Raw genomic sequence first — 20,199 nt, 5'->3', positions numbered from 1 at the left:
CCCGCGCCCGCGCGCCGGAACGCCGCTCCGCGCCCCCGTGCCAGGCCGCACCCGCGCGCCGGGCCGCACCCGCGCCTCCAGGCCGGCTGCCGGGGGCCGCTGGCAGAGTGGGACGCATGTCCACCGCAACCGCATCCCCGAAGCGGCGCCGCCGCGGCCGCACCCTGACGATCGTCCTGATCGGCATCGTCCTCGTGCTCGCCGTGCTGGTGGTCGTCGCGGAGTTCGTCCTCCGCGGTGTCGTGGACCGGCAGATCGCCGAGCAGGTGGAGCGCTCGCTCCCCGCCGGGACCGAGGGCACCGTCGACGCACACGCGGAGGGCGTGATCATCCCGCAGCTCATCGGCGGCTCGCTGGACGAGGTCGAGATCTCCTCGCGGAAGATCACGGTCGACGGGGTCCCGCTCGCCGCTGACGTCACCGCCCACGACGTGCCGATCGACGGTGCCGGTTCGGTGCACGACGTCGACGGCACCGTGACGCTCGCGGCCTCGAGCGTCAAGGACCTGGCGAAGTACAGCCCGCTGTTCGACCGGTTGTCCCTCGTCGACGGGGGCGTCGCGCTGTCCGGCAAGACCGCGGTGCTCGGCTACGACATCTCCTACCTCGCCCGGGGCACCGTCACCGCGCAGTCCGACGGCAAGGGCATCACGGTCACGCCGAAGACCGTGCAGATCACGAACTCGGCGCTCGACCTCCGCGTCGACCAGATCCCCGGCGTCACGGACACGCCGGTGCCGGTCTGCACCGCGCAGTTCCTGCCGCAGGCCCTCCGCGTCCGCGCGCTCGACGTCACCGCCGCGCACGCGACGGTGCGCGTCACCGCCGACGAGCTGCCCCTCAGCGAGTCCGGTCTGCAGACCACCGGCTCCTGCTGACGTAACGGAAGACCGGGAGGCCCGTCCCGGCTCGGTAGGATCGGGTCCCGTGAGCGAGAACCCACTTGCCCCGCCGCGGCTGCGGTTCCCGACGGACGCCTCCGCGCTGACCGCGCGGATCTGGCCCGCCTCCGCGACGCGGACCGACGACGGCGCCCTCGCGATCGGCGGGATGCGCGCCGACGAGCTGGTCGCGCAGTACGGCACGCCGCTCTACGTGCTCGACGAGCGCGATGTGCAGTCCCGCGCGGTGCGCGTCCGGAACGCCTTCGCCGAGGCCTTCGGACGCATCGGCACGCACGCCCACGTCTACTACGCAGGCAAGGCCTTCCTCACGACCCAGGTGGCCGCGTGGATGGCGGAGGCCGACCTCCGCGTCGACGTCTGCACGGGCGGCGAGCTCGCGGTCGCCCTCGCCGGCGGAGTGGACCCCGGACGGCTCGGGTTCCACGGCAACGACAAGTCCGACGCCGAGATCGCCCGCGCGGTCGAGGTCGGCGTCGGGACGATCGTGCTCGACAGCCACGAGGAGGTGCACCGCGTGGCCGACGCCGCGGCTGCAGCCGGGGTCGTGCAGCGCGTGCGCATCCGGATCAACAGCGGCGTGCACGCCTCGACCCACGAGTACCTGGCGACCGCCCGCGAGGACCAGAAGTTCGGCATCCCGCTGACCGAGGCGGTCGCGGCGGCCGAGACGATCCGGTCCCTCCCGTCGCTGGCCTTCGTCGGCCTGCACTCGCACATCGGCTCGCAGATCTTCGACGAGTCCGGCTTCCGCGAAGCGGCACGCCGGCTCATGGACGTGCACGCGACGCTCGTCGCATCCGGTCCCGTCCCGGAGCTCAACCTCGGTGGCGGCTGGGGCATCGACTACACCGAGGCCGACTCCGCGTTCGAGCCGGAGGACGTCGCCGACGCCCTCGCGGCGATCGTGGCGGAGGCCTGCGCGGAACGGGACATCCCGGTGCCGGAGATCGCGGTCGAGCCCGGTCGGTACATCGTCGGGCCGGCGGGGCTGACGCTCTACCGCGTCGGCACGATCAAGCCGGTGACGCTCGAGGTCGCCGACGCCGACCCGGCCACCCGCACGTACGTGTCCGTCGACGGGGGCATGAGCGACAACGCCCGCCCCGCGCTGTACGGCGCCGAGTACACCGCGCGCCTGGCCAGGACGTCCGACGCCGAGCCCGTGCTCTCCCGCGTCGTCGGTAAGCATTGCGAGAGCGGCGACGTCGTGGTCCTCGACGAGTACCTCCCGGGCGACGTGCACCGCGGCGACCTGCTCGCCGTCGCGGCCACCGGTGCCTACTGCTGGAGCCTCGCGAGCAACTACAACCACGTCGGTCGCCCGCCGGTCGTCGCGGTGGCCGACGGACGAGCCCGTATCCTCGTGCGGGGCGAGACGATCGACGACCTCCTCGCCCGCGACACCGGGGTGTCCGGAGCGGCTGCAGGTGCCGCGCGGTGAACCCCAGCAACCCGGAAGACACGCACCACATGATCGAATACCGCAACGTCCGCGTCGCGCTGCTCGGGGCCGGATCGGTCGGCTCGCAGGTCGCACGACTCCTCCTCGAGCACGGCGACGAGCTGGCCTCGCGCGCCGGCGCCGGCCTGGAGCTCGTCGGCATCGCCGTCCGTGACCTCGACGCCCAGCGCGACGTCGACCTGCCGCGGGAACTCTTCACCACGGACGCGGAGTCGCTGATCCTCGGCGCCGACATCGTCGTCGAGCTCATCGGCGGCATCGAGCCGGCACGCACGCTCGTGCTGCAGGCGCTGCAGTCCGGCGCGGACGTCGTGACGGGGAACAAGGCGCTGCTCGCCACGCACGGTCCGGAGCTCTTCGCCGCGGCCGAGCAGGTCGGCGCCCAGCTCTACTACGAGGCCGCCGTCGCCGGGGCGATCCCGATCATCCGTCCGCTGCACGACTCGCTCGCGGGGGACCGCATCGTGCGGATCATGGGCATCGTCAACGGCACCACGAACTTCATCCTCGACCTGATGGACCGCCAGGGCGCGACGTTCCAGGACGCCCTCGCGACCGCGACCGAGCTCGGGTACGCCGAGGCCGACCCCACGGCGGACGTCGAGGGCTACGACGCCGCGCAGAAGGCCGCCATCCTGGCCTCGCTCGCCTTCCACACCTCCGTCCCGCTCGTGGCCGTGCACCGCGAGGGGATCACCGCGGTCACGATCGAGCAGGTCCGTGCCGCACGCAAGGCCGGCTACGTCGTGAAGATCCTCGCGACGTGCGAACGCCTCACCGACGAGGACGGCCGCGAGGGCGTCAGCGCCCGCGTGTACCCGGCACTCGTCCCCGAGTCGCACCCGCTCGCGAGCGTGCACGGTGCGAAGAACGCCGTGTTCGTCGAGGCCGAGGCCGCGGGCGACCTGATGTTCTACGGCGCCGGTGCCGGTGGCGTCGAGACGGCGTCGGCCGTGCTCGGCGACCTGGTGTCCGCCGCACGCCGGCACGTCATCGGCGGTCCCGGTGTCGCGGAGTCGACGCGGTCGGCGCTCCCGGTCTTCCCGATCGGCACCGTCCGGACGCGGTACCAGATCACGTTGCACGTCACGGACGCCCCCGGCGTGCTGTCGACCGTCGCCGGCGTCCTCGCCGCGCACGGGGTCAGCGTCGAGACCGTCGAGCAGTCGAGCGCGCACGGCGACGACGGGACCGCGACCCTGGTGATCGGCACGCACGAGGCCCGCGAGGCCGACCTCGCCGACACGGTCGTCGCACTCCGCGGCGAGACGGTCGTCACCGAGGTGGCGAGCGTGCTCCGCATGGTCGGCGTCTGACCCACCCCACCCCGCAGCCCCAAGCCCCGAAGCCCCCAGCCCCGAAGCACCAGACAGAGAGAGAACCCTGATGGCCCACCAGTGGCAGGGAGTCCTGCGCGAGTACGCCGACCGTCTCGACGTGACCGAGGCGACGCCCGTCGTCACGCTGGGGGAGGGCGGCACGCCGCTCATCCCGGCCCGACGACTGTCCGAGCGCACCGGCGCCGAGGTCTACGTCAAGTTCGAGGGCATGAACCCGACCGGTTCCTTCAAGGACCGCGGCATGACGATGGCGATCTCGAAGGCCGTCGAGCACGGTGCGAAGGCGGTCATCTGCGCGTCGACGGGCAACACCAGCGCCTCGGCCGCGGCGTACGCCACGCACGCCGGCATCACCGCCGCCGTCCTCGTCCCCGAGGGCAAGATCGCGATGGGCAAGCTCAGCCAGGCCGTCGCCCACGACGCGCAGCTGCTGCAGGTGCAGGGCAACTTCGACGACTGCCTCGACATCGCCCGTGACCTCGCCGCGAACTACCCGGTGCACCTGGTCAACTCGGTGAACAACGACCGCATCGAGGGGCAGAAGACCGCGGCCTTCGAGGTGGTCGACGTGCTCGGCGACGCGCCGGACTTCCACTTCCTGCCGGTCGGCAACGCGGGCAACTACACCGCGTACGCCCGCGGCTACCGCGAGGACGTCGCGGCTGGACGCTCGACGAAGCTGCCGCGCATGTTCGGGTTCCAGGCGGAGGGTGCTGCGCCCATCGTGCACGGCGCCGTCGTCACCCACCCGGAGACGGTCGCGTCCGCGATCCGCATCGGCAACCCGGCCTCGTGGGACTTCGCCCTCGCCGCGCGCGAGGAGACCGACGGCTACTTCGGCGCCATCTCCGACGCCGGGATCCTCGCGGCGCACCGCATCCTCTCCGCCGAGGTCGGCGTGTTCGTCGAGCCCGCGTCCGCGATCGGTGTCGCCGGACTCCTCGAGCGCTCGGACGCGGGACAGGTCCCGGCCGGCGCACGCGTCGTCATCACGGTCACGGGCCACGGCCTGAAGGACCCGCAGTGGGCGCTCCGCACCGAGGACGGCGGTGAGGTCGCCCCGACGAGCGTCCCGGTCGACACCGCCGCGATCGCGGACGTCCTCGGACTGGTCGGCGCGCAGTGAGCCGCGACCGCTCGTCCGGGCCGGACGGGGGCGTCACCGCCCGCATCGCTGTACCGGCCGGACGGGCGGTCCGCGTGCGGGTGCCGGCGACCTCCGCGAACCTCGGACCCGGGTTCGACTCGCTCGGCCTCGCGCTGTCGCTGTACGACGAGGTCCTCGTGCGGGTCCGACCCGAGCCGGGTGCCACGGTCGCCGTCGAGGGCGTCGGGGCCGGCGAGGTCGCGACCGACGACAGGAACCTCGTGGTCCGGGCGATCCGCCGGGGCCTCGAGCACGCCGGCGCCGACCAGCCCGGGCTCGACGTCCAGGCCGTGAACGCGATCCCGCACGGACGCGGCATGGGCTCGTCGGCCGCCGCGATCGTCGCCGGGCTGATGGCGGCCCGCGGCCTCCTCGAGGGGGTCGTCGACCTCGACGCCTCGACGCTCCTCACGCTCGCCACCGAGATGGAGGGGCACCCGGACAACGTCGCCCCGGCGCTGTTCGGCGGTCTGACCATCGCGTGGATGACGGCCGAGGGACCCGCGTACAAGCGGCTCCTGGTGCACCGCGGCGTCGCGCCGGTGGTCTTCGTGCCCACCTCGACGCTGTCCACGAAGCTCGCGCGCTCCCTGCAGCCGGCGAGCGTCCCGCACGCGGACGCGGCCTTCAACGTGTCCCGGTCCGCGCTCCTCGTCGCAGCGCTCATCCAGAGCCCGGAGCTGCTCCTCGCGGCGACCGAGGACCGACTGCACCAGACCTACCGTGCGAGCGCGATGCCGGAGACCGACGCCCTGATCCGCCTGCTCCGGCAGCACGGTCTCGCCGCAGTGGTCTCCGGCGCCGGCCCGAGCCTCCTGGTCCTCGGCAGCGACCCGGCACAGCGCCTCACGGCGGCCGGACTGGTGGAGCGACACGCCGAATCGACCTGGCGTCCGCTCATGCTGGCCGTCGATCTCGGTGGTGCTACAGTGGTGGCGCACCCGGCGATCGACGGAGACCTCCCGTGAGCGGCCAGAGCCACCGGCTCGGGCCAGCTCGGAGTCTCGGACCGCGGGTGCGATCTCCCTCAGATCACTGATCCCCGGCCGTCGTCTGAACGGCGGCCGTCGCACACCGCTGCCTGCCGACCCGCGCAGGCACGAGCCGTGCGGGGGTCGGTGGTGCATCTCCGCGCTCTGCGGTTCGGAAGGAACACAGGAACTTGACCGACGTGAACAACTCTGCGCAAGCCGCGGAGATCCCCAGCGACCTGCGCGCTCTGCGCCTCCCCGAGCTCCAGCGGATCGCCTCCGCGCTCGGCATCACCGGGCTCTCGAAGCTCCGCAAGGGCGACCTGATCGCCTCCATCGAGGACCGACGCCCTGCGGCGCCGGCTGCTGCCGCGGCGCCGGCTGCTGCCGAGGCGCCGTCCGCTGCCGAGGCGACCCCGGCCTCCGAGCCGACCCCGGCCTCCGAGCCGACGACGGCTGCCGAGCCGGCCGCAGCGACGACCGCCGCGCAGCTGACGCTGCCCGAGCCGGACGCCGCTGTCGAGACCACCGCGGACGCCCCGACGACCGAGGCGCCGTCGCGTGGCCGACGCTCGCGTCGCGCCAGCTCCGGCGGCACCGTCACCACGGCACCGACGACGGCGGCCGAGCACACGAACCACGGCCAGACCGGGACCGAGGACCTCCTCGCGGGTCTCGACCAGGTGCGTGCCGAGAAGGACGCCGCCGAGGCCGGCCAGAACGGCGGACAGCGCCGTCGCCGTGGGCAGAAGGCCACCGAGCCGGCCCCGACGAGCGCGCAGGAGGCACCGGTCGTCGAGCCGGCGTCGGAGTCCGACGCACAGGACGACCAGCAGGGTCAGAACGACCAGCAGGACCAGAACGGCGAGCAGGAGGGCGGCCCCCGTCGCGGCCGCCGCAGCCGTGGGCGTGGGCGTGGTCGTGGCCAGAACGGCGACGCCGCCGAGGGCCAGGACGCCGAGCGGAACGACCAGCAGAAGCAGGGTCAGACCCCGGCGGAGCCGAAGCAGGCCGACCAGCAGAAGCAGCAGGGCGACCAGCAGAAGCAGCAGCAGAAGCAGGGCCAGAACCAGCAGGGCCAGCAGAAGCAGCAGAACCAGAACCAGGGCGGCCAGGCGCAGAGCAGCCAGAGCCAGCGCGACGAGCAGCAGCGGCACAGCGACCAGGAGGCCGAGAACGGCCGCACCCGTCGCCAGCGCGACCGCAAGCGCGGTCGCGGCGGTCAGAACGACGACTTCGAGCCGGAGATCACCGAGGACGACGTCCTGATCCCGGTCGCCGGCATCCTCGACGTGCTCGACAACTACGCGTTCGTCCGCACGACCGGGTACCTGCCGGGACCGAGCGACGTCTACGTCTCCCTCGGCCAGGTGAAGAAGTACCACCTGCGCAAGGGCGACGCCGTCGTCGGTGCGATCAAGCAGCCGCGGGACAACGAGCAGCAGAGCCGCCAGAAGTACAACGCCCTGGTGAAGATCGACACGATCAACGGCCAGTCCGCCGAGGACGCCGCGAACCGCGTCGACTTCCAGGACCTCACGCCGCTGTACCCGAACGAGCGCCTGCGCCTCGAGACCGAGCCGGCGAAGCTGTCGACGCGGATCATCGACCTGGTCTCCCCGATCGGCAAGGGCCAGCGCGGCCTGATCGTCTCGCCGCCCAAGGCCGGCAAGACGGTCGTGCTGCAGGCCATCGCGAACGCGATCTCGAAGAACAACCCCGAGGCGCACCTCATGGTCGTGCTCGTGGACGAGCGGCCCGAAGAGGTCACCGACATGCAGCGCACGGTGAAGGGCGAGGTCATCGCCTCGACCTTCGACCGTCCCGCCGAGGACCACACCACGGTCGCCGAGCTCGCCATCGAGCGTGCGAAGCGCCTCGTCGAGCTGGGCCACGACGTCGTCGTGCTGCTCGACTCGATCACCCGCCTGGGCCGCGCCTACAACCTGTCGACCCCGGCCTCCGGACGCGTGCTGTCCGGCGGCGTCGACTCGTCCGCGCTGTACCCGCCGAAGCGCTTCTTCGGTGCCGCGCGCAACATCGAGAACGGCGGCTCGCTGACCATCCTCGCCACGGCGCTCGTCGAGACCGGGTCGAAGATGGACGAGGTGATCTTCGAGGAGTTCAAGGGCACCGGCAACATGGAGCTCCGCCTGAACCGGCACCTGGCGGACAAGCGGATCTTCCCGGCCGTCGACGTCAACGCCTCCGGGACCCGTCGCGAGGAGCAGCTGCTCTCCGCCGACGAGGTCAAGATCACGTGGCGCCTGCGCCGTGCCCTCGCCGGGCTCGACCCGCAGCAGGCGCTCGAGATCGTGCTGCGGAACCTCAAGGAGACGCAGTCGAACGTCGAGTTCCTGGTCCAGGTGCAGAAGTCCGTCCCGGCGACCGGGAACGGTCACCACGGCCACCAGGAGTAGCCGGTGTTCGAGTCGGTGGCAGGGCTGCTGGCGGAACACGAGGACCTGACACAGCAGCTGTCCGATCCCGCGCTCCACGCCGACGCGGCCCGCGCGAAGAAGGTCAACCGGCGCTTCGCCGAGCTCAACCAGATCAAGTCCGCGTACGAGGCCTGGACGGCGGCGGGGGACGACCTCGCCGCCGCCCGGGAACTCGCCCGCGAGGACCCGGCGTTCGCGGACGAGGTCCCCGGGCTCGAGGAGCAGCTCGCAGAGCGCCAGGAGCGGCTCCGTCGGCTGCTCGTCCCGCGTGACCCCGACGACGGCCGCGACGTCATCATGGAGATCAAGGGCGGCGAGGGCGGCGAGGAGTCGGCGCTGTTCGCGGCGGACCTGCTCCGCATGTACTCGCACTACGCCGAGTCCAAGGGCTGGAAGGTCGAGCTCCTCGAGCGCACCGAGAGCGACCTCGGCGGCTACAAGGACGTCCAGGTCGCCATCAAGTCCAACTCGTCCGACCCCGCGCAGGGCGTCTGGGCGCACCTGAAGTACGAGGGTGGCGTGCACCGCGTGCAGCGTGTGCCGGCAACCGAGTCGCAGGGGCGCATCCACACGTCGACCACGGGCGTGCTCGTCTTCCCCGAGGTGGACGAGCCGGAGGAGGTCGAGATCAACCAGAACGACCTCAAGATCGACGTCTACCGCTCGTCGGGTCCCGGTGGCCAGTCCGTGAACACGACGGACTCCGCGGTGCGCATCACCCACCTGCCCACGGGCATCACGGTCGCGATGCAGAACGAGAAGTCGCAGCTGCAGAACCGCGAGGCGGGGATGCGCGTCCTGCGCGCCCGCATCCTCGCGAAGCAGCAGGAGGAGCTCGACGCGATCGCCTCCGACGCCCGTCGGTCACAGATCCGCGGGATGGACCGTTCCGAGCGCATCCGCACGTACAACTTCCCGGAGAACCGCATCGCGGACCACCGCACCGGGTACAAGGCGTACGACCTGGACCGCGTCATGAACGGCGCGCTCGAGCCCGTCATCGAGTCGGCCATCCGCGCCGACGAAGAGGCCCGCCTGGCCGCCGTCGGCGACCAGAACGACCAGTAGCACCAGCCTGGAGGCCCGGATCACCCCCGACACGCCCCTCCCGTACGCGGCGGATCGCCTCCTCGACGAGGCGACCGCCGCGCTCGTCGCCACCGGCGTCCCGACTCCGCGCGTCGACGCAGAGCTCCTGCTCGCCTGGGCGACGGACACGTCGCGCGGCGCCGTGCAGGCGCGCGCCCTCACCGGCGGGGCGATCGCGGGGGAGCACGTCGACCGCTTCCGGCAGGCGGTCGCCCGGCGCGTCACCCGGATCCCGCTGCAGCACATCACCGGCGAGGCGCACTTCCGCGCGCTGACCCTGGCCGTCGGACCCGGGGTGTTCGTCCCGCGGCCGGAGACCGAGGGTGTCGTACAGTTCGGCATCGACGCGCTGCGGGCCACCGCGGTCCCGGAGCCGATCGCGGTCGACCTCGGGTCGGGGAGCGGTGCCATCGCGATCGCCATGGACACCGAGGTGCCGAACGCCGTGGTCTACGCGGTCGAGCGGTCGGCGGACGCGCTGCCCTGGACCCGGCGGAACGTCGCGGCCCACGGCGGGACCGTCCGGCTCGTCGAGGGTGACCTCGCCGATGCGTTCCCGGAGCTCGACGGCCGGGTGTCGGTCGTCGTCTCGAACCCGCCGTACGTGCCGGACGACGCCGTGCCGGTCGACCCCGAGGTGCGGGACCACGACCCGGCGCTGGCCCTCTACGGTGGTCCGGACGGGCTCGACGCGGTCCGCGCGCTCACCGAGACGGCGTGGCGGCTGCTCGTCCCGGGCGGCCTGCTCGTCGTGGAGCACGCGGAGCCGCAGGGCGCCGCCGTGCGCGCGGTCCTGGCGCGCCGTGGGTTCCGGTCCCCGGAGACGCACGTCGACCTGACCGGGCGCGATCGCACGACCACCGCGACGCGCGCGTAGACATCACGCGCGACGCGAAGCGTTGCGTCTACGCGCCGACGGAGCCTGCGGAGGAGGTCGGCGTCGAAGACGTGAGCCGGGCCTCCCGGTCGTCCTTGGTGGCGACGAACGCACGGACCGCCTCGCGCAGGTCGGTGTCCTGCTCGACGAGCACCGCGTGGATGCCGACGCTCCGCGCACCCGCGACGTTCTCCGGCATGTCGTCGGCGAAGAAGGTGTCCTCGGGGCGTGCCCCGTGGTGCTCGAGCGCGCGGAGGAAGACCTCCGGCTCGGGCTTGCGCGCACCGAAGTCGCTCGAGGTGTCGAGGTGGTCGCCGAAGAGCGGCGGCAGCGACGGCGCCCACGTGGCGATCCAGCGCCCCGCGAGCGGACCGTTGTTCGTCAGCAGTGCGACGCGGCCGTGCTCGCTCGCGATGCGCACCGCCTCGATCCGCTCCGGGAGCTCGGTCATCGCCGCACCGCGGACCCTGGCCCACTCGGACTCCGGGACGTCGCAGCCCATCGCCTGCTGGAAGGCGGCCAGGTAGGCGTCCGCGTCGGCGAAGTGCCCGGCCTCGGCGCGCTGCTCGTTGCCGGACCGCCACCAGCGTCGACGGAGCTCGCCGAGGTCGTGGCCGGTGATGGCGGTGAGGCCGGCCATCCGGGTCTGCCAGTCGTAGCGGACGAGCACGTCGTCCATGTCGAAGAGGAACAGGAGTCGGGGCGCGGGCGTCTCGTTCACGATGTCCTCCATTGTGGCGCACTATCATCGTCGAGTCATGGCATCCCGATACGACTGCACCGATCCCGACGGGCTCCTGACCGGGATGCGGCTCGCACGCGCCGCTCTCGGACGGGGAGAGCTCGTCGTCGTCCCCACCGACACCGTCTACGGTCTCGCCGCGGACGCATTCGACGCGGCCGCGGTCCAGCGGCTCCTCGACGCGAAGGGGCGGACCCGGCAGTCGCCGCCGCCCGTGCTCATCCCCGGGCCGCCGACGCTCGAGGCGCTCGCGAGCGACGTGCCCCAGCCCGTGCGTGACCTCGTCGACGAGTTCTGGCCGGGTGGCCTCACCGTGATCCTCCGTGCACAGCCGTCGCTCGACTGGGACCTGGGTGAGACCCGGGGGACCGTCGCGCTCCGGATGCCGGACTCCCGGATCGCCCTCGAACTCCTGCAGGAGGTCGGCCCGCTCGCGGTGTCGTCGGCGAACTCCACCGGAGACCCGGCGGCGATGACGATCGACGCCGCGGAGCGCATGCTCGGCGACAGCGTCGCGGTGTACCTCGACGGCGGCGACCTCGCGCCGCACGACGGCTTCGCGGCGTCGACCGGCTCGACGATCGTCGACGCGACCGGCCTCGCGACGGGCGACGGGCTGCGCATCGTGCGCCACGGCGTCATCCCCGACTCCGAGATCGAACGGGTCGTGGGGGCCGACCTCGTCACGTGAAGTACTACCTGCTCGCGGGGCTGATCTCCGCGGTCGTGAGCTTCCTGGTCAGCCTGCTGGTCTGGAAGCTCGGTCTGAAGTACAAGTGGTACCCGAAGGTCCGCGAACGCGACGTGCACCGCACCCCGACGCCTCGGCTCGGCGGGATCGCGATGTTCATCGGCGTCATGGTCTCGCTGCTGTGTGCGTGGTTCCTCTTCCCGGAGATCGCCGGTGTCGACTACTTCCGGCTGGTCTTCGCCGAACCCGGTCGGGTGCTGGCGGTCCTGGCCGGTGCGACGATCATCGTGGTGCTCGGCGTCGCCGACGACATCTGGGACCTCGACTGGATGACGAAGCTCGCCGGGCAGATCATCGCCGCGGGCATCCTCGCCTGGCAGGGCGTCGCCATCGTCTCGCTGCCGATCGGCAACACCCTCGGTGTCGGCTCCTCGTACATGAGCCTGATCTTCACCGTGCTCGCCGTCGTGCTGGTGATGAACGCCGTGAACTTCATCGACGGGCTCGACGGCCTGGTCGCCGGCGTCGCGATCATCGCCGGCGGGGTGTTCTTCCTCTACACGTTCTTCATCAACCGCGTGGTCGTGCAGACCGAGTTCTTCTTCAACCTGCCGTCGCTGCTCACCGCCGTCCTCGTCGGGGCGTGCTTCGGCTTCCTCATCCTCAACTGGCACCCGGCCAAGCTCTTCATGGGGGACGCCGGCGCGCTGCTCGTGGGGTTCCTCATGGCCACGAGTGCGGTGTCCATCACCGGCAACATCGACCCGGCCGCCGTGCGGACCCGGACCGACCTGCTGCCCGCGTTCATCCCGATCCTGCTCCCGTTCGCGATCCTCATCGTGCCGATCCTCGACTTCGGGCTCGCGGTCGTCCGGCGGTTGAGCGCGGGCAAGTCCCCGTTCTCCGCGGACCGGAAGCACCTGCACCACCGCCTGCTCGACATGGGGCACTCGCACTTCCACGCGGTGCTGATCTTCTACGCCTGGACGGCGACCGTGGCGGTCGGCTGTCTGCTGTTCCTGTTCTTCAACTGGTGGTGGGTCGTCGCGTTCGTCGCCGTCGGCTTCACGGTGTGCGCGATCGCGACGTTCGCGCCGCTCGGCCGGAAGCGCACCGAGATCGCCGTCCAGACCACGTCCCGCGCCGGAGTCGTGGACCCGAGTCTCGACCCGCTCGACCGGGCGGCGGCAGAACGCGACGGGCGTCCGGTGACCCGTCCGACCCGGACCCGGCCGGCAGGCCCGCCCCCGACGCACCACTCGACCCCTGGAGACCCCTCGTGACCACGCCGAACGGCCTCGACCACGTCAGCCCGCTCTTCCGCCGCATCCTCGTGCAGGGGGCCGTGCTCGCCGTCGGCCTCGCCGTCGTCGGGGGAGTCGTCGGGCTCCTCGTCGCCGGCACACCCGGACTCGTCGGTGGCCTCGTCGGGGCCGTGATGAGCGTCGTGTTCTGCGGTCTCACCGCCGTGAGCGTGCTGCTCGCGATCCGCTTCTCCCGCGGGCAGATGATCTCCGGCGCCTTCTTCGGGACGATCATGGGGATGTTCCTCGTGAAGTTCGTCGTGTTCATCGTGGTGCTCGTCCTGCTGAAGGACCGCGACTGGGTGAACACGCCGGTGCTCGCCATCGCGATCATCGCGGGCGTCATCGGGTCGCTGGTGATCGACGTGTCGGTCATCGCCAAGGGCCGCGTGCCGATCGACGTGCCCCTGCCGGGATCGGCGGACGCTGAGAAGCGCGACCGGCTTCCCTGAGAGCCCGGGAAGGCTCTCACACCTGATAGGGTTTGAGGAGTCCGCGCCCGGAGCCGAAGCGCTCGGAGCGGACGAGCCTCCACACAGTCCACCATCGCGTGCCATGACGTGCGCGCGCCGACACAGGAGACAGCGCTGCTATCCCACGCTCTTCCCCTGTCCCTCACCGCTGCGGCCAACACCGTTGCGGCGGGGAGCAGCAAGGCCGCCGAGTTCCATGGTCCGTCGATCAACGAGTTCTTCCCGGATGCGATCTTCTTCGCCGGGACGCCGTTCGAGATCGACCGACTCGTCATCATCCGCTTCATCGCGGTCGCAGTGCTGCTCGTCTTCGCCTTCGCGGGGACCCGGGCGCTCAAGCTCGTCCCGAACCGAGGACAGGCGTTCATCGAGTACGGCTTCGACGTCGTCCGCCGCAACGCCTTCGACAACCTCGGTGAGAAGGACGGCAAGCGGTTCCTGCCGCTCCTGTCGACCATCTTCTTCGGTGTGCTGTTCATGAACCTGACGGGTCTGATCCCGTTCCTGAACCTGCAGGGCACCAGCCGCATCGCGATGCCGATGCTGCTCGCGATCATCGCGTACGTGGCCTTCATCTACGCGGGTCTGCGCAAGCACCCGGGCACGTTCCTCCGCAACGCGCTCTTCCCGCCCGGGGTCCCGTGGTACCTCTACATCATCGTGACGCCGATCGAGTTCGTCTCGACCTTCATCCTGCGACCGGTCACCCTGACGCTGCGACTCCTGATGAACATGGTCGTCGGCCACCTGCTGCTCGTGCTGTTCTTCTCGGCGACCTGGTTCTTCTTCGTCGAGTCCCACAGCCTGTTCGCGGTCTTCGGGGTCGGCACGCTGGCCTTCGGCATCGCCTTCAGCTTCTTCGAGATCCTCGTCGCGCTGCTGCAGGCCTACGTCTTCATGCTCCTCACCGCCGTCTACATCCAGCTGGCGCTGGCCGACGAGCACTGATTCCTCACTGACCCCCTACGGGGCCGGCAACCGTCGGACCCGCACCTCGAAAGGAAAACACGTGGACGCAACGACCGTTCTCGCGGCAATCAACGGCAACATCGCGACGGTTGGCTACGGCCTCGCTGCGATCGGCCCGGCCATCGGCGTCGGCATCGTCGTCGGCAAGACGATCGAGTCCGTCGCCCGCCAGCCCGAGCTCCAGGGCCGCCTGACGACCCTCATGTACATCGGTATCGCCTTCACCGAGGCCCTGGCCTTCATCGGTATCGCGACGTACTACATCTTCGCGTAAGGCTCCTCGATGCAGACTGCACTCATCCTCGCGGCGGAAGAGGCGCACAACCCGCTGATCCCCGAGTGGTACGACATCATCTGGTCGGCGGTGGCCTTCGTCATCATCTTCCTGGTGTTCTGGCGTGTCGTCACGCCGCGCATCACGAAGATGCTCGATGAGCGCACCGAGGCCATCGAAGGTGGCATCAAGAAGGCGGAAGCTGCCCAGGAGCAGGCCGCCGCGGCGCTCGACGAGTACAACAAGCAGCTCGCCGACGCCCGTGCCGAGGCCTCGCGCATCCGTGAGCAGGCCCGCGCGGACGCCACCGCCATCGGCAACGAGCTGCGCGAGCAGGCCGCGGCCGACGCTGCACGTATCTCGGCCAACGCCCAGGCGCAGATCGAGGCCGAGCGCCAGAGCGCGCTCCAGTCGCTCCGGTCCGAGGTCGGGACGCTCGCGCTGGACCTCGCGTCCGGTGTGATCGGCGAGTCCCTCAAGGACGACGCCAAGGCCACCGCGGTCGTCGACCGCTTCCTCGCCGACCTCGAGTCGTCGAAGAGCGCACAGGCGTCCCAGGCAGAGACGGAGCACTGAGCATGCGCAGCGCCACCCGAGAAGCACTGACGTCCACCAGGGCGGTGCTCGCCGACCTCGGCAGCAACGTCGACCTGGCCGTCGGTGCCGAGATCCTCGCCGCAGGGCGAGTGGTCGCCGGTGCGTCGCAGCTGCTCGGTCTCCTGGCTGACCCGACCGCCGACGTCGTCGGCAAGAAGGCCGTCGTCGACCGCGTCTTCGCCGGCCAGGCCGACGCCACGCGCGCCGTCCTGACCGCCGTCGCGGGTTCGCGCTGGTCCTCGCACGAGGACCTGCTCGCGGGCATCGAGGACGCCGGCGTCCGCGCCGTCGCCGCCACGGCCGACTCGGGCACGTCGATCGAGGCGGAGCTGTTCGCCTTCGAGACCGCCGTCCGCTCCGATGCCGGTCTCGAGCTCGCGCTCGGCACCAAGCTCGGCAGCCCGGACCAGAAGGGGTCGCTCGTCGAGCGCCTCATCGGCGGCAAGTCGTCACCGCAGACGGTGACGATCCTGTCGAACCTGGTCCAGCAGCCGCGCGGTCGCCGGATCGGCGAGCTCGTCCGCGATGCCTCGCGCATCGTGGCCGACCAGTCGGACAAGCTCGTCGCCACGGTCATCACCGCGTCGGCACTGTCGGAGGCGCAGGCGGCCCGTGTCGCTCGCGGCCTCTCGGAGCGCTACGGCCGGGACATCATCGTGAACCACGTCGTCGACCCCGCTGTGGTCGGTGGCGTCCGGGTGCAGGTCGGCGGCGACGTCATCGACGGCACCGTCTCCACGCGCCTCGCCGATCTCCGCCTGCAGCTCGCCGGCTGAGCGTACGCTCGGCACCAGCCACTCCAAGTCCACAACGGGAACTGTCCCCACCGGGCAGCATCACCCTCTCGGAGCCGAAGGCCCCGGAAACCAACAAGGAAAATCCCATGGCAGACATCACCATCAGCCCCGATGAGATCCGTGATGCCCTGAAGGACTTCGTCTCGAACTACGAGCCGACGAAGGCCTCCACGGCCGAGGTCGGGCACGTCACCGACGCCGGTGACGGCATCGCCCACGTCGAAGGCCTCCCCGGCGTCATGGCCAACGAGCTCATCCGCTTCGAGGACGGCACGCTCGGCCTGGCCCAGAACCTGGACGAGGACGAGATCGGCGCCATCGTGCTCGGCGAGTTCGCCGGCGTCGAGGAGGGCCAGGAGGTCACCCGCACCGGCGAGGTCCTCTCGGCCCCGGTCGGCGACGGCTTCCTCGGCCGCGTGGTCGACCCGCTCGGTGCCCCGATCGACGGTCTCGGTGAGATCGTCGCCGAGGGTCGGCGCGCGCTCGAGCTCCAGGCACCGGGCGTCATGTCCCGCAAGTCGGTCCACGAGCCGCTGCAGACCGGCATCAAGGCCATCGACGCGATGATCCCCGTCGGCCGCGGCCAGCGCCAGCTCATCATCGGTGACCGTCAGACCGGCAAGACGGCGATCGCGATCGACACGATCATCAACCAGAAGGCCAACTGGGAGTCCGGCGACGAGGACAAGCAGGTCCGCTGCATCTACGTCGCGATCGGTCAGAAGGGCTCGACGATCGCCTCCGTCAAGGGTGCGCTCGAGGACGCCGGCGCGATGGAGTACACCACCATCGTCGCGGCCCCCGCCTCCGACCCGGCCGGCTTCAAGTACCTCGCTCCGTACACCGGCTCGGCCATCGGCCAGCACTGGATGTACCAGGGCAAGCACGTCCTCATCATCTTCGACGACCTGTCGAAGCAGGCTGAGGCCTACCGTGCCGTGTCCCTCCTCCTCCGTCGTCCGCCGGGACGCGAGGCCTACCCGGGTGACGTCTTCTACCTGCACTCCCGTCTGCTGGAGCGTTGCGCGAAGCTGTCCGACGAGCTCGGCGCCGGTTCGATGACGGGCCTCCCGATCATCGAGACCAAGGCGAACGACGTCTCGGCGTACATCCCGACCAACGTCATCTCGATCACCGACGGCCAGATCTTCCTGCAGTCGGACCTCTTCAACGCCAACCAGCGTCCGGCCGTCGACGTGGGCATCTCGGTGTCCCGCGTCGGTGGTGACGCCCAGGTCAAGTCGATCAAGAAGGTCTCCGGCACGCTGAAGCTGGAGCTGGCGCAGTACCGCTCGCTCGAGGCGTTCGCGATGTTCGCGTCCGACCTCGACCAGGCCTCGCGTCGTCAGCTCGACCGTGGCGCCCGCCTGACCGAGCTCCTCAAGCAGCCGCAGTACTCGCCGTACCCGGTCGAGGAGCAGGTCGTGTCCATCTGGGCCGGCACGAACGGCAAGCTCGACACGGTCCCCGTGTCGGACGTGCTCCGCTTCGAGTCCGAGCTGCTCGACCACCTGCGTCGCAACTCCGACGTCCTCACGACGCTCCGCGAGACGAACCAGCTCAGCGACGACACCGTCGCCGAGATGGACAAGCAGATCGACGAGTTCACGAAGAGCTTCCAGACGAGCGACGGCAAGACGCTCGGGTCCGAGGACGTCCAGGCCGCTGACGCCGACGACGTCGACCAGGAGCAGATCGTCAAGGGTCGTCGCTAGATGGCAGCGCAGGTCCGGGTCTACCGCCAGCGGATCAAGTCGGCGAAGACCACGAAGAAGGTGACGCGCGCCATGGAGCTGATCTCGGCGTCGCGGATCCAGAAGGCGCAGGCCCGCATGGCCGCGTCCGGCCCGTACTCGCGGGCCGTGACGCGGGCGGTGTCCGCCGTGGCGACGTTCTCCAACGTCGACCACGTGCTGACCACCGAGCCGGAGTCCTCGACCCGCGCCGCCGTGGTGCTGTTCACCTCCGACCGTGGCCTGAACGGCGCGTTCAGCACGAACGTCCTCAAGCAGGGCGAGGAGCTCGCCTCCCTGCTCCGCAGCGAGGGCAAGGACGTCGTCTTCTACCTCGTCGGCCGCAAGTCCGTCGGGTACTTCGCGTTCCGGGAGCGCCCGTCCGAGCAGCAGTGGGTCGGCAACACCGACCAGCCCGAGTTCGCCACGGCGAAGGAGATCGGCGACGCGGTCGTGTCGAAGTTCCTCCAGGACACGGCGGAGGGCGGCGTGGACGAGATCCACATCGTCTTCAACCGGTTCCTCAGCCTCGCGACCCAGGAGCCGCAGGTCGTCCGCCTGCTCCCGCTCGAGGTCGTCGACGGCATGGACGAGCCCACCAACGACGAGCCGCTCCCGCTCTACGAGTTCGAGCCGGACGCCGACGCGGTGCTCGACTCCCTGCTCCCGGTCTACATCGAGAGCCGCATCTTCAACGCCATGCTGCAGTCGGCTGCCTCCGAGCACGCCGCCCGCCAGAAGGCGATGAAGGCGGCGAGCGACAACGCCGACTCGCTGATCCGCGACTTCACCCGTCTCGCGAACAACGCCCGTCAGGCCGAGATCACCCAGCAGATCTCCGAGATCGTCGGCGGCGCCGACGCCCTCTCGTCGAAGAAGAAGTAGTCCGCGTCGTTCGCGGACAGACATCCACCCTCAGGAAGGCACCAGCCATGACCGACACCGCAACCACCGCGGTCGAGACGTCGTCGGCGCCCGGTGTCGGCCGGATCGCCCGTGTCACGGGTCCCGTCGTCGACATCGAGTTCCCGCACGACGCAATCCCGGAGATGTACAACCTCCTGTTCACGACGATCACCATCGGTGACTCGTCGCAGGAGATCGGCCTCGAGGTCGCGCAGCACCTCGGCGACGACCTCGTCCGTGCCATCTCCCTGAAGCCGACCGACGGCCTCGTCCGTGGTCAGGAGGTCCGTGACTCGGGCGCCCCGATCTCGGTCCCCGTCGGCGACGTCACCAAGGGCAAGGTCTTCGACGTGCTGGGCAACGTGCTCAACACCGACGAGAAGCTCGAGATCACCGAGCGGTGGCCCATCCACCGCAAGGCCCCGGCCTTCGACCAGCTCGAGTCGAAGACCTCGATGTTCGAGACCGGCATCAAGTCGATCGACCTCCTCACGCCGTACGTGCAGGGTGGCAAGATCGGCCTCTTCGGTGGTGCGGGCGTCGGCAAGACGGTCCTCATCCAGGAGATGATCCAGCGCGTCGCGCAGGACCACGGTGGTGTCTCGGTGTTCGCCGGTGTCGGCGAGCGCACCCGTGAGGGCAACGACCTCATCGGTGAGATGGAGGAGGCCGGGGTCTTCGACAAGACGGCCCTGGTGTTCGGCCAGATGGACGAGCCGCCGGGAACGCGTCTGCGCGTGGCCCTGTCGGCGCTGACGATGGCGGAGTACTTCCGCGACGTCCAGAAGCAGGACGTGCTGCTCTTCATCGACAACATCTTCCGCTTCACGCAGGCCGGGTCCGAGGTCTCCACGCTGCTCGGCCGCATGCCGTCCGCGGTGGGCTACCAGCCGAACCTCGCCGACGAGATGGGTGTGCTCCAGGAGCGCATCACCTCGACGCGTGGTCACTCGATCACCTCGCTGCAGGCGATCTACGTGCCGGCCGACGACTACACCGACCCGGCGCCGGCGACGACGTTCGCGCACCTCGACGCGACGACGGAGCTCTCCCGCGAGATCGCGTCGCAGGGCCTCTACCCGGCCATCGACCCGCTGACCTCCACGTCGCGGATCATGGACCCCCGGTACCTGGGCGCCGACCACTACCAGACGGCGACGCGCGTCAAGCAGATCCTCCAGAAGAACAAGGAGCTGCAGGAGATCATCGCCATCCTCGGTGTCGACGAGCTCTCCGAAGAGGACAAGATCACGGTGGAGCGCGCCCGTCGCATCCAGCAGTTCCTCTCGCAGAACACGTACATGGCGAAGAAGTTCACCGGCGTCGAGGGCTCCACGGTCCCGCTGAAGGACACGATCGAGTCCTTCCGCGCGATCGCCGACGGCGAGTTCGACCACGTGGCCACGCAGGCCTTCTTCAACGTCGGTGGCATCAACGACGTCGAAGAGAAGTGGGCGCAGATCCAGAAGGAGAACCGCTGA

19 protein-coding genes are annotated in these 20,199 nt (G+C 70.5%); 18 read left to right on the top strand and 1 reads right to left on the bottom strand.

Going from position 1 to position 20,199, the window contains the following annotated elements; genetic code table 11:
* Nucleotides 1-116: 116 nt before the first annotated feature.
* The 8 genes from FS641_RS15240 to prmC all read left to right on the top strand — a co-directional run bounded on the left by FS641_RS15240 (nt 117) and on the right by prmC (nt 10,232).
* Nucleotides 117-878, top strand: a complete 762-nt coding sequence (locus FS641_RS15240; RefSeq protein ID WP_144765338.1) for an LmeA family phospholipid-binding protein — start codon at nt 117-119, stop codon at nt 876-878.
* A gap of 49 nt (nt 879-927) precedes the next feature.
* Nucleotides 928-2,346: a diaminopimelate decarboxylase gene (gene lysA / locus FS641_RS15235; RefSeq protein WP_144765336.1), complete on the top strand. Its 1,419-nt coding sequence runs from the start codon at nt 928-930 to the stop codon at nt 2,344-2,346.
* A 29-nt stretch (nt 2,347-2,375) separates the two neighbouring features.
* On the top strand, nt 2,376-3,683 hold the full coding sequence (locus tag FS641_RS15230) for a homoserine dehydrogenase (RefSeq protein WP_144765334.1): 1,308 nt from the start codon (nt 2,376-2,378) through the stop codon (nt 3,681-3,683).
* Nucleotides 3,684-3,753: 70 nt separating this feature from the next.
* Nucleotides 3,754-4,833 (top strand): threonine synthase, encoded by a 1,080-nt coding sequence (gene thrC, locus FS641_RS15225; RefSeq protein WP_144765332.1) that lies wholly within the window; start codon nt 3,754-3,756, stop codon nt 4,831-4,833.
* Nucleotides 4,834-4,877: 44 nt separating this feature from the next.
* Nucleotides 4,878-5,822, top strand: a complete 945-nt coding sequence (thrB, locus tag FS641_RS15220) for a homoserine kinase (RefSeq protein ID WP_144765629.1) — start codon at nt 4,878-4,880, stop codon at nt 5,820-5,822.
* A gap of 194 nt (nt 5,823-6,016) precedes the next feature.
* Entirely contained in the window at nt 6,017-8,245 is a 2,229-nt protein-coding gene (rho, locus tag FS641_RS15215; protein WP_144765330.1) for a transcription termination factor Rho, read from the top strand.
* Between the two features lie 3 nt (nt 8,246-8,248).
* Nucleotides 8,249-9,334 (top strand): peptide chain release factor 1, encoded by a 1,086-nt coding sequence (gene prfA / locus FS641_RS15210; protein WP_144765328.1) that lies wholly within the window; start codon nt 8,249-8,251, stop codon nt 9,332-9,334.
* A 19-nt stretch (nt 9,335-9,353) separates the two neighbouring features.
* Entirely contained in the window at nt 9,354-10,232 is an 879-nt protein-coding gene (prmC, locus tag FS641_RS15205) for a peptide chain release factor N(5)-glutamine methyltransferase (RefSeq protein WP_144765326.1), read from the top strand.
* Between the two features lie 28 nt (nt 10,233-10,260).
* On the opposite strand, the gene FS641_RS15200 is transcribed toward prmC, so the two are convergent.
* Nucleotides 10,261-10,953, bottom strand: a complete 693-nt coding sequence (locus FS641_RS15200) for an HAD family phosphatase (RefSeq protein WP_260855861.1) — start codon at nt 10,951-10,953, stop codon at nt 10,261-10,263.
* Nucleotides 10,954-10,990: 37 nt separating this feature from the next.
* Between FS641_RS15200 and FS641_RS15195 the strand changes: the two genes are divergently transcribed.
* The 10 genes from FS641_RS15195 to atpD all read left to right on the top strand — a co-directional run bounded on the left by FS641_RS15195 (nt 10,991) and on the right by atpD (nt 20,199).
* Nucleotides 10,991-11,665, top strand: coding sequence for an L-threonylcarbamoyladenylate synthase (locus tag FS641_RS15195; protein WP_144765321.1), 675 nt, complete (start codon nt 10,991-10,993; stop codon nt 11,663-11,665).
* Complete coding sequence (locus tag FS641_RS15190) at nt 11,662-12,948, top strand: MraY family glycosyltransferase (protein WP_144765319.1); 1,287 nt, start codon at nt 11,662-11,664, stop codon at nt 12,946-12,948. Before FS641_RS15195 ends, FS641_RS15190 begins: the two co-directional genes overlap by 4 nt.
* Entirely contained in the window at nt 12,945-13,421 is a 477-nt protein-coding gene (locus tag FS641_RS15185) for a hypothetical protein (RefSeq protein ID WP_186317791.1), read from the top strand. The genes FS641_RS15190 and FS641_RS15185 overlap by 4 nt, the downstream gene beginning before the upstream one ends.
* Before the next feature lie 108 nt (nt 13,422-13,529).
* Entirely contained in the window at nt 13,530-14,390 is an 861-nt protein-coding gene (gene atpB / locus FS641_RS15180) for a F0F1 ATP synthase subunit A (RefSeq protein ID WP_144765315.1), read from the top strand.
* Nucleotides 14,391-14,451: 61 nt separating this feature from the next.
* Nucleotides 14,452-14,685 carry an ATP synthase F0 subunit C gene (gene atpE / locus FS641_RS15175; protein ID WP_092096151.1) on the top strand — a complete coding sequence of 78 codons (234 nt, stop codon included), beginning with the start codon at nt 14,452-14,454 and terminating at the stop codon, nt 14,683-14,685.
* A gap of 9 nt (nt 14,686-14,694) precedes the next feature.
* A complete protein-coding gene (locus tag FS641_RS15170; protein WP_144765313.1) occupies nt 14,695-15,261 on the top strand; it encodes a F0F1 ATP synthase subunit B in 567 nt (188 codons plus the stop codon).
* Between the two features lie 2 nt (nt 15,262-15,263).
* A complete protein-coding gene (locus FS641_RS15165) occupies nt 15,264-16,058 on the top strand; it encodes a F0F1 ATP synthase subunit delta (RefSeq protein ID WP_144765311.1) in 795 nt (264 codons plus the stop codon).
* Nucleotides 16,059-16,165: 107 nt separating this feature from the next.
* The gene (gene atpA, locus FS641_RS15160; protein WP_144765309.1) at nt 16,166-17,794 is read left to right on the top strand and encodes a F0F1 ATP synthase subunit alpha; all 1,629 of its coding nucleotides are present in this window, start codon (nt 16,166-16,168) and stop codon (nt 17,792-17,794) included.
* On the top strand, nt 17,795-18,697 hold the full coding sequence (locus FS641_RS15155) for a F0F1 ATP synthase subunit gamma (RefSeq protein WP_144765307.1): 903 nt from the start codon (nt 17,795-17,797) through the stop codon (nt 18,695-18,697). It abuts the gene before it with no gap.
* 47 nt (nt 18,698-18,744) lie between these two features.
* A complete protein-coding gene (gene atpD, locus FS641_RS15150; protein WP_144765305.1) occupies nt 18,745-20,199 on the top strand; it encodes a F0F1 ATP synthase subunit beta in 1,455 nt (484 codons plus the stop codon).

The sequence above is a fragment of the Curtobacterium sp. 9128 genome (genome assembly GCF_007673775.1).
GTDB lineage: Bacteria > Actinomycetota > Actinomycetes > Actinomycetales > Microbacteriaceae > Curtobacterium.
Note: the sequence above shows the minus strand (reverse complement) of the source record. Positions and strands in the feature narration are given on the sequence as shown.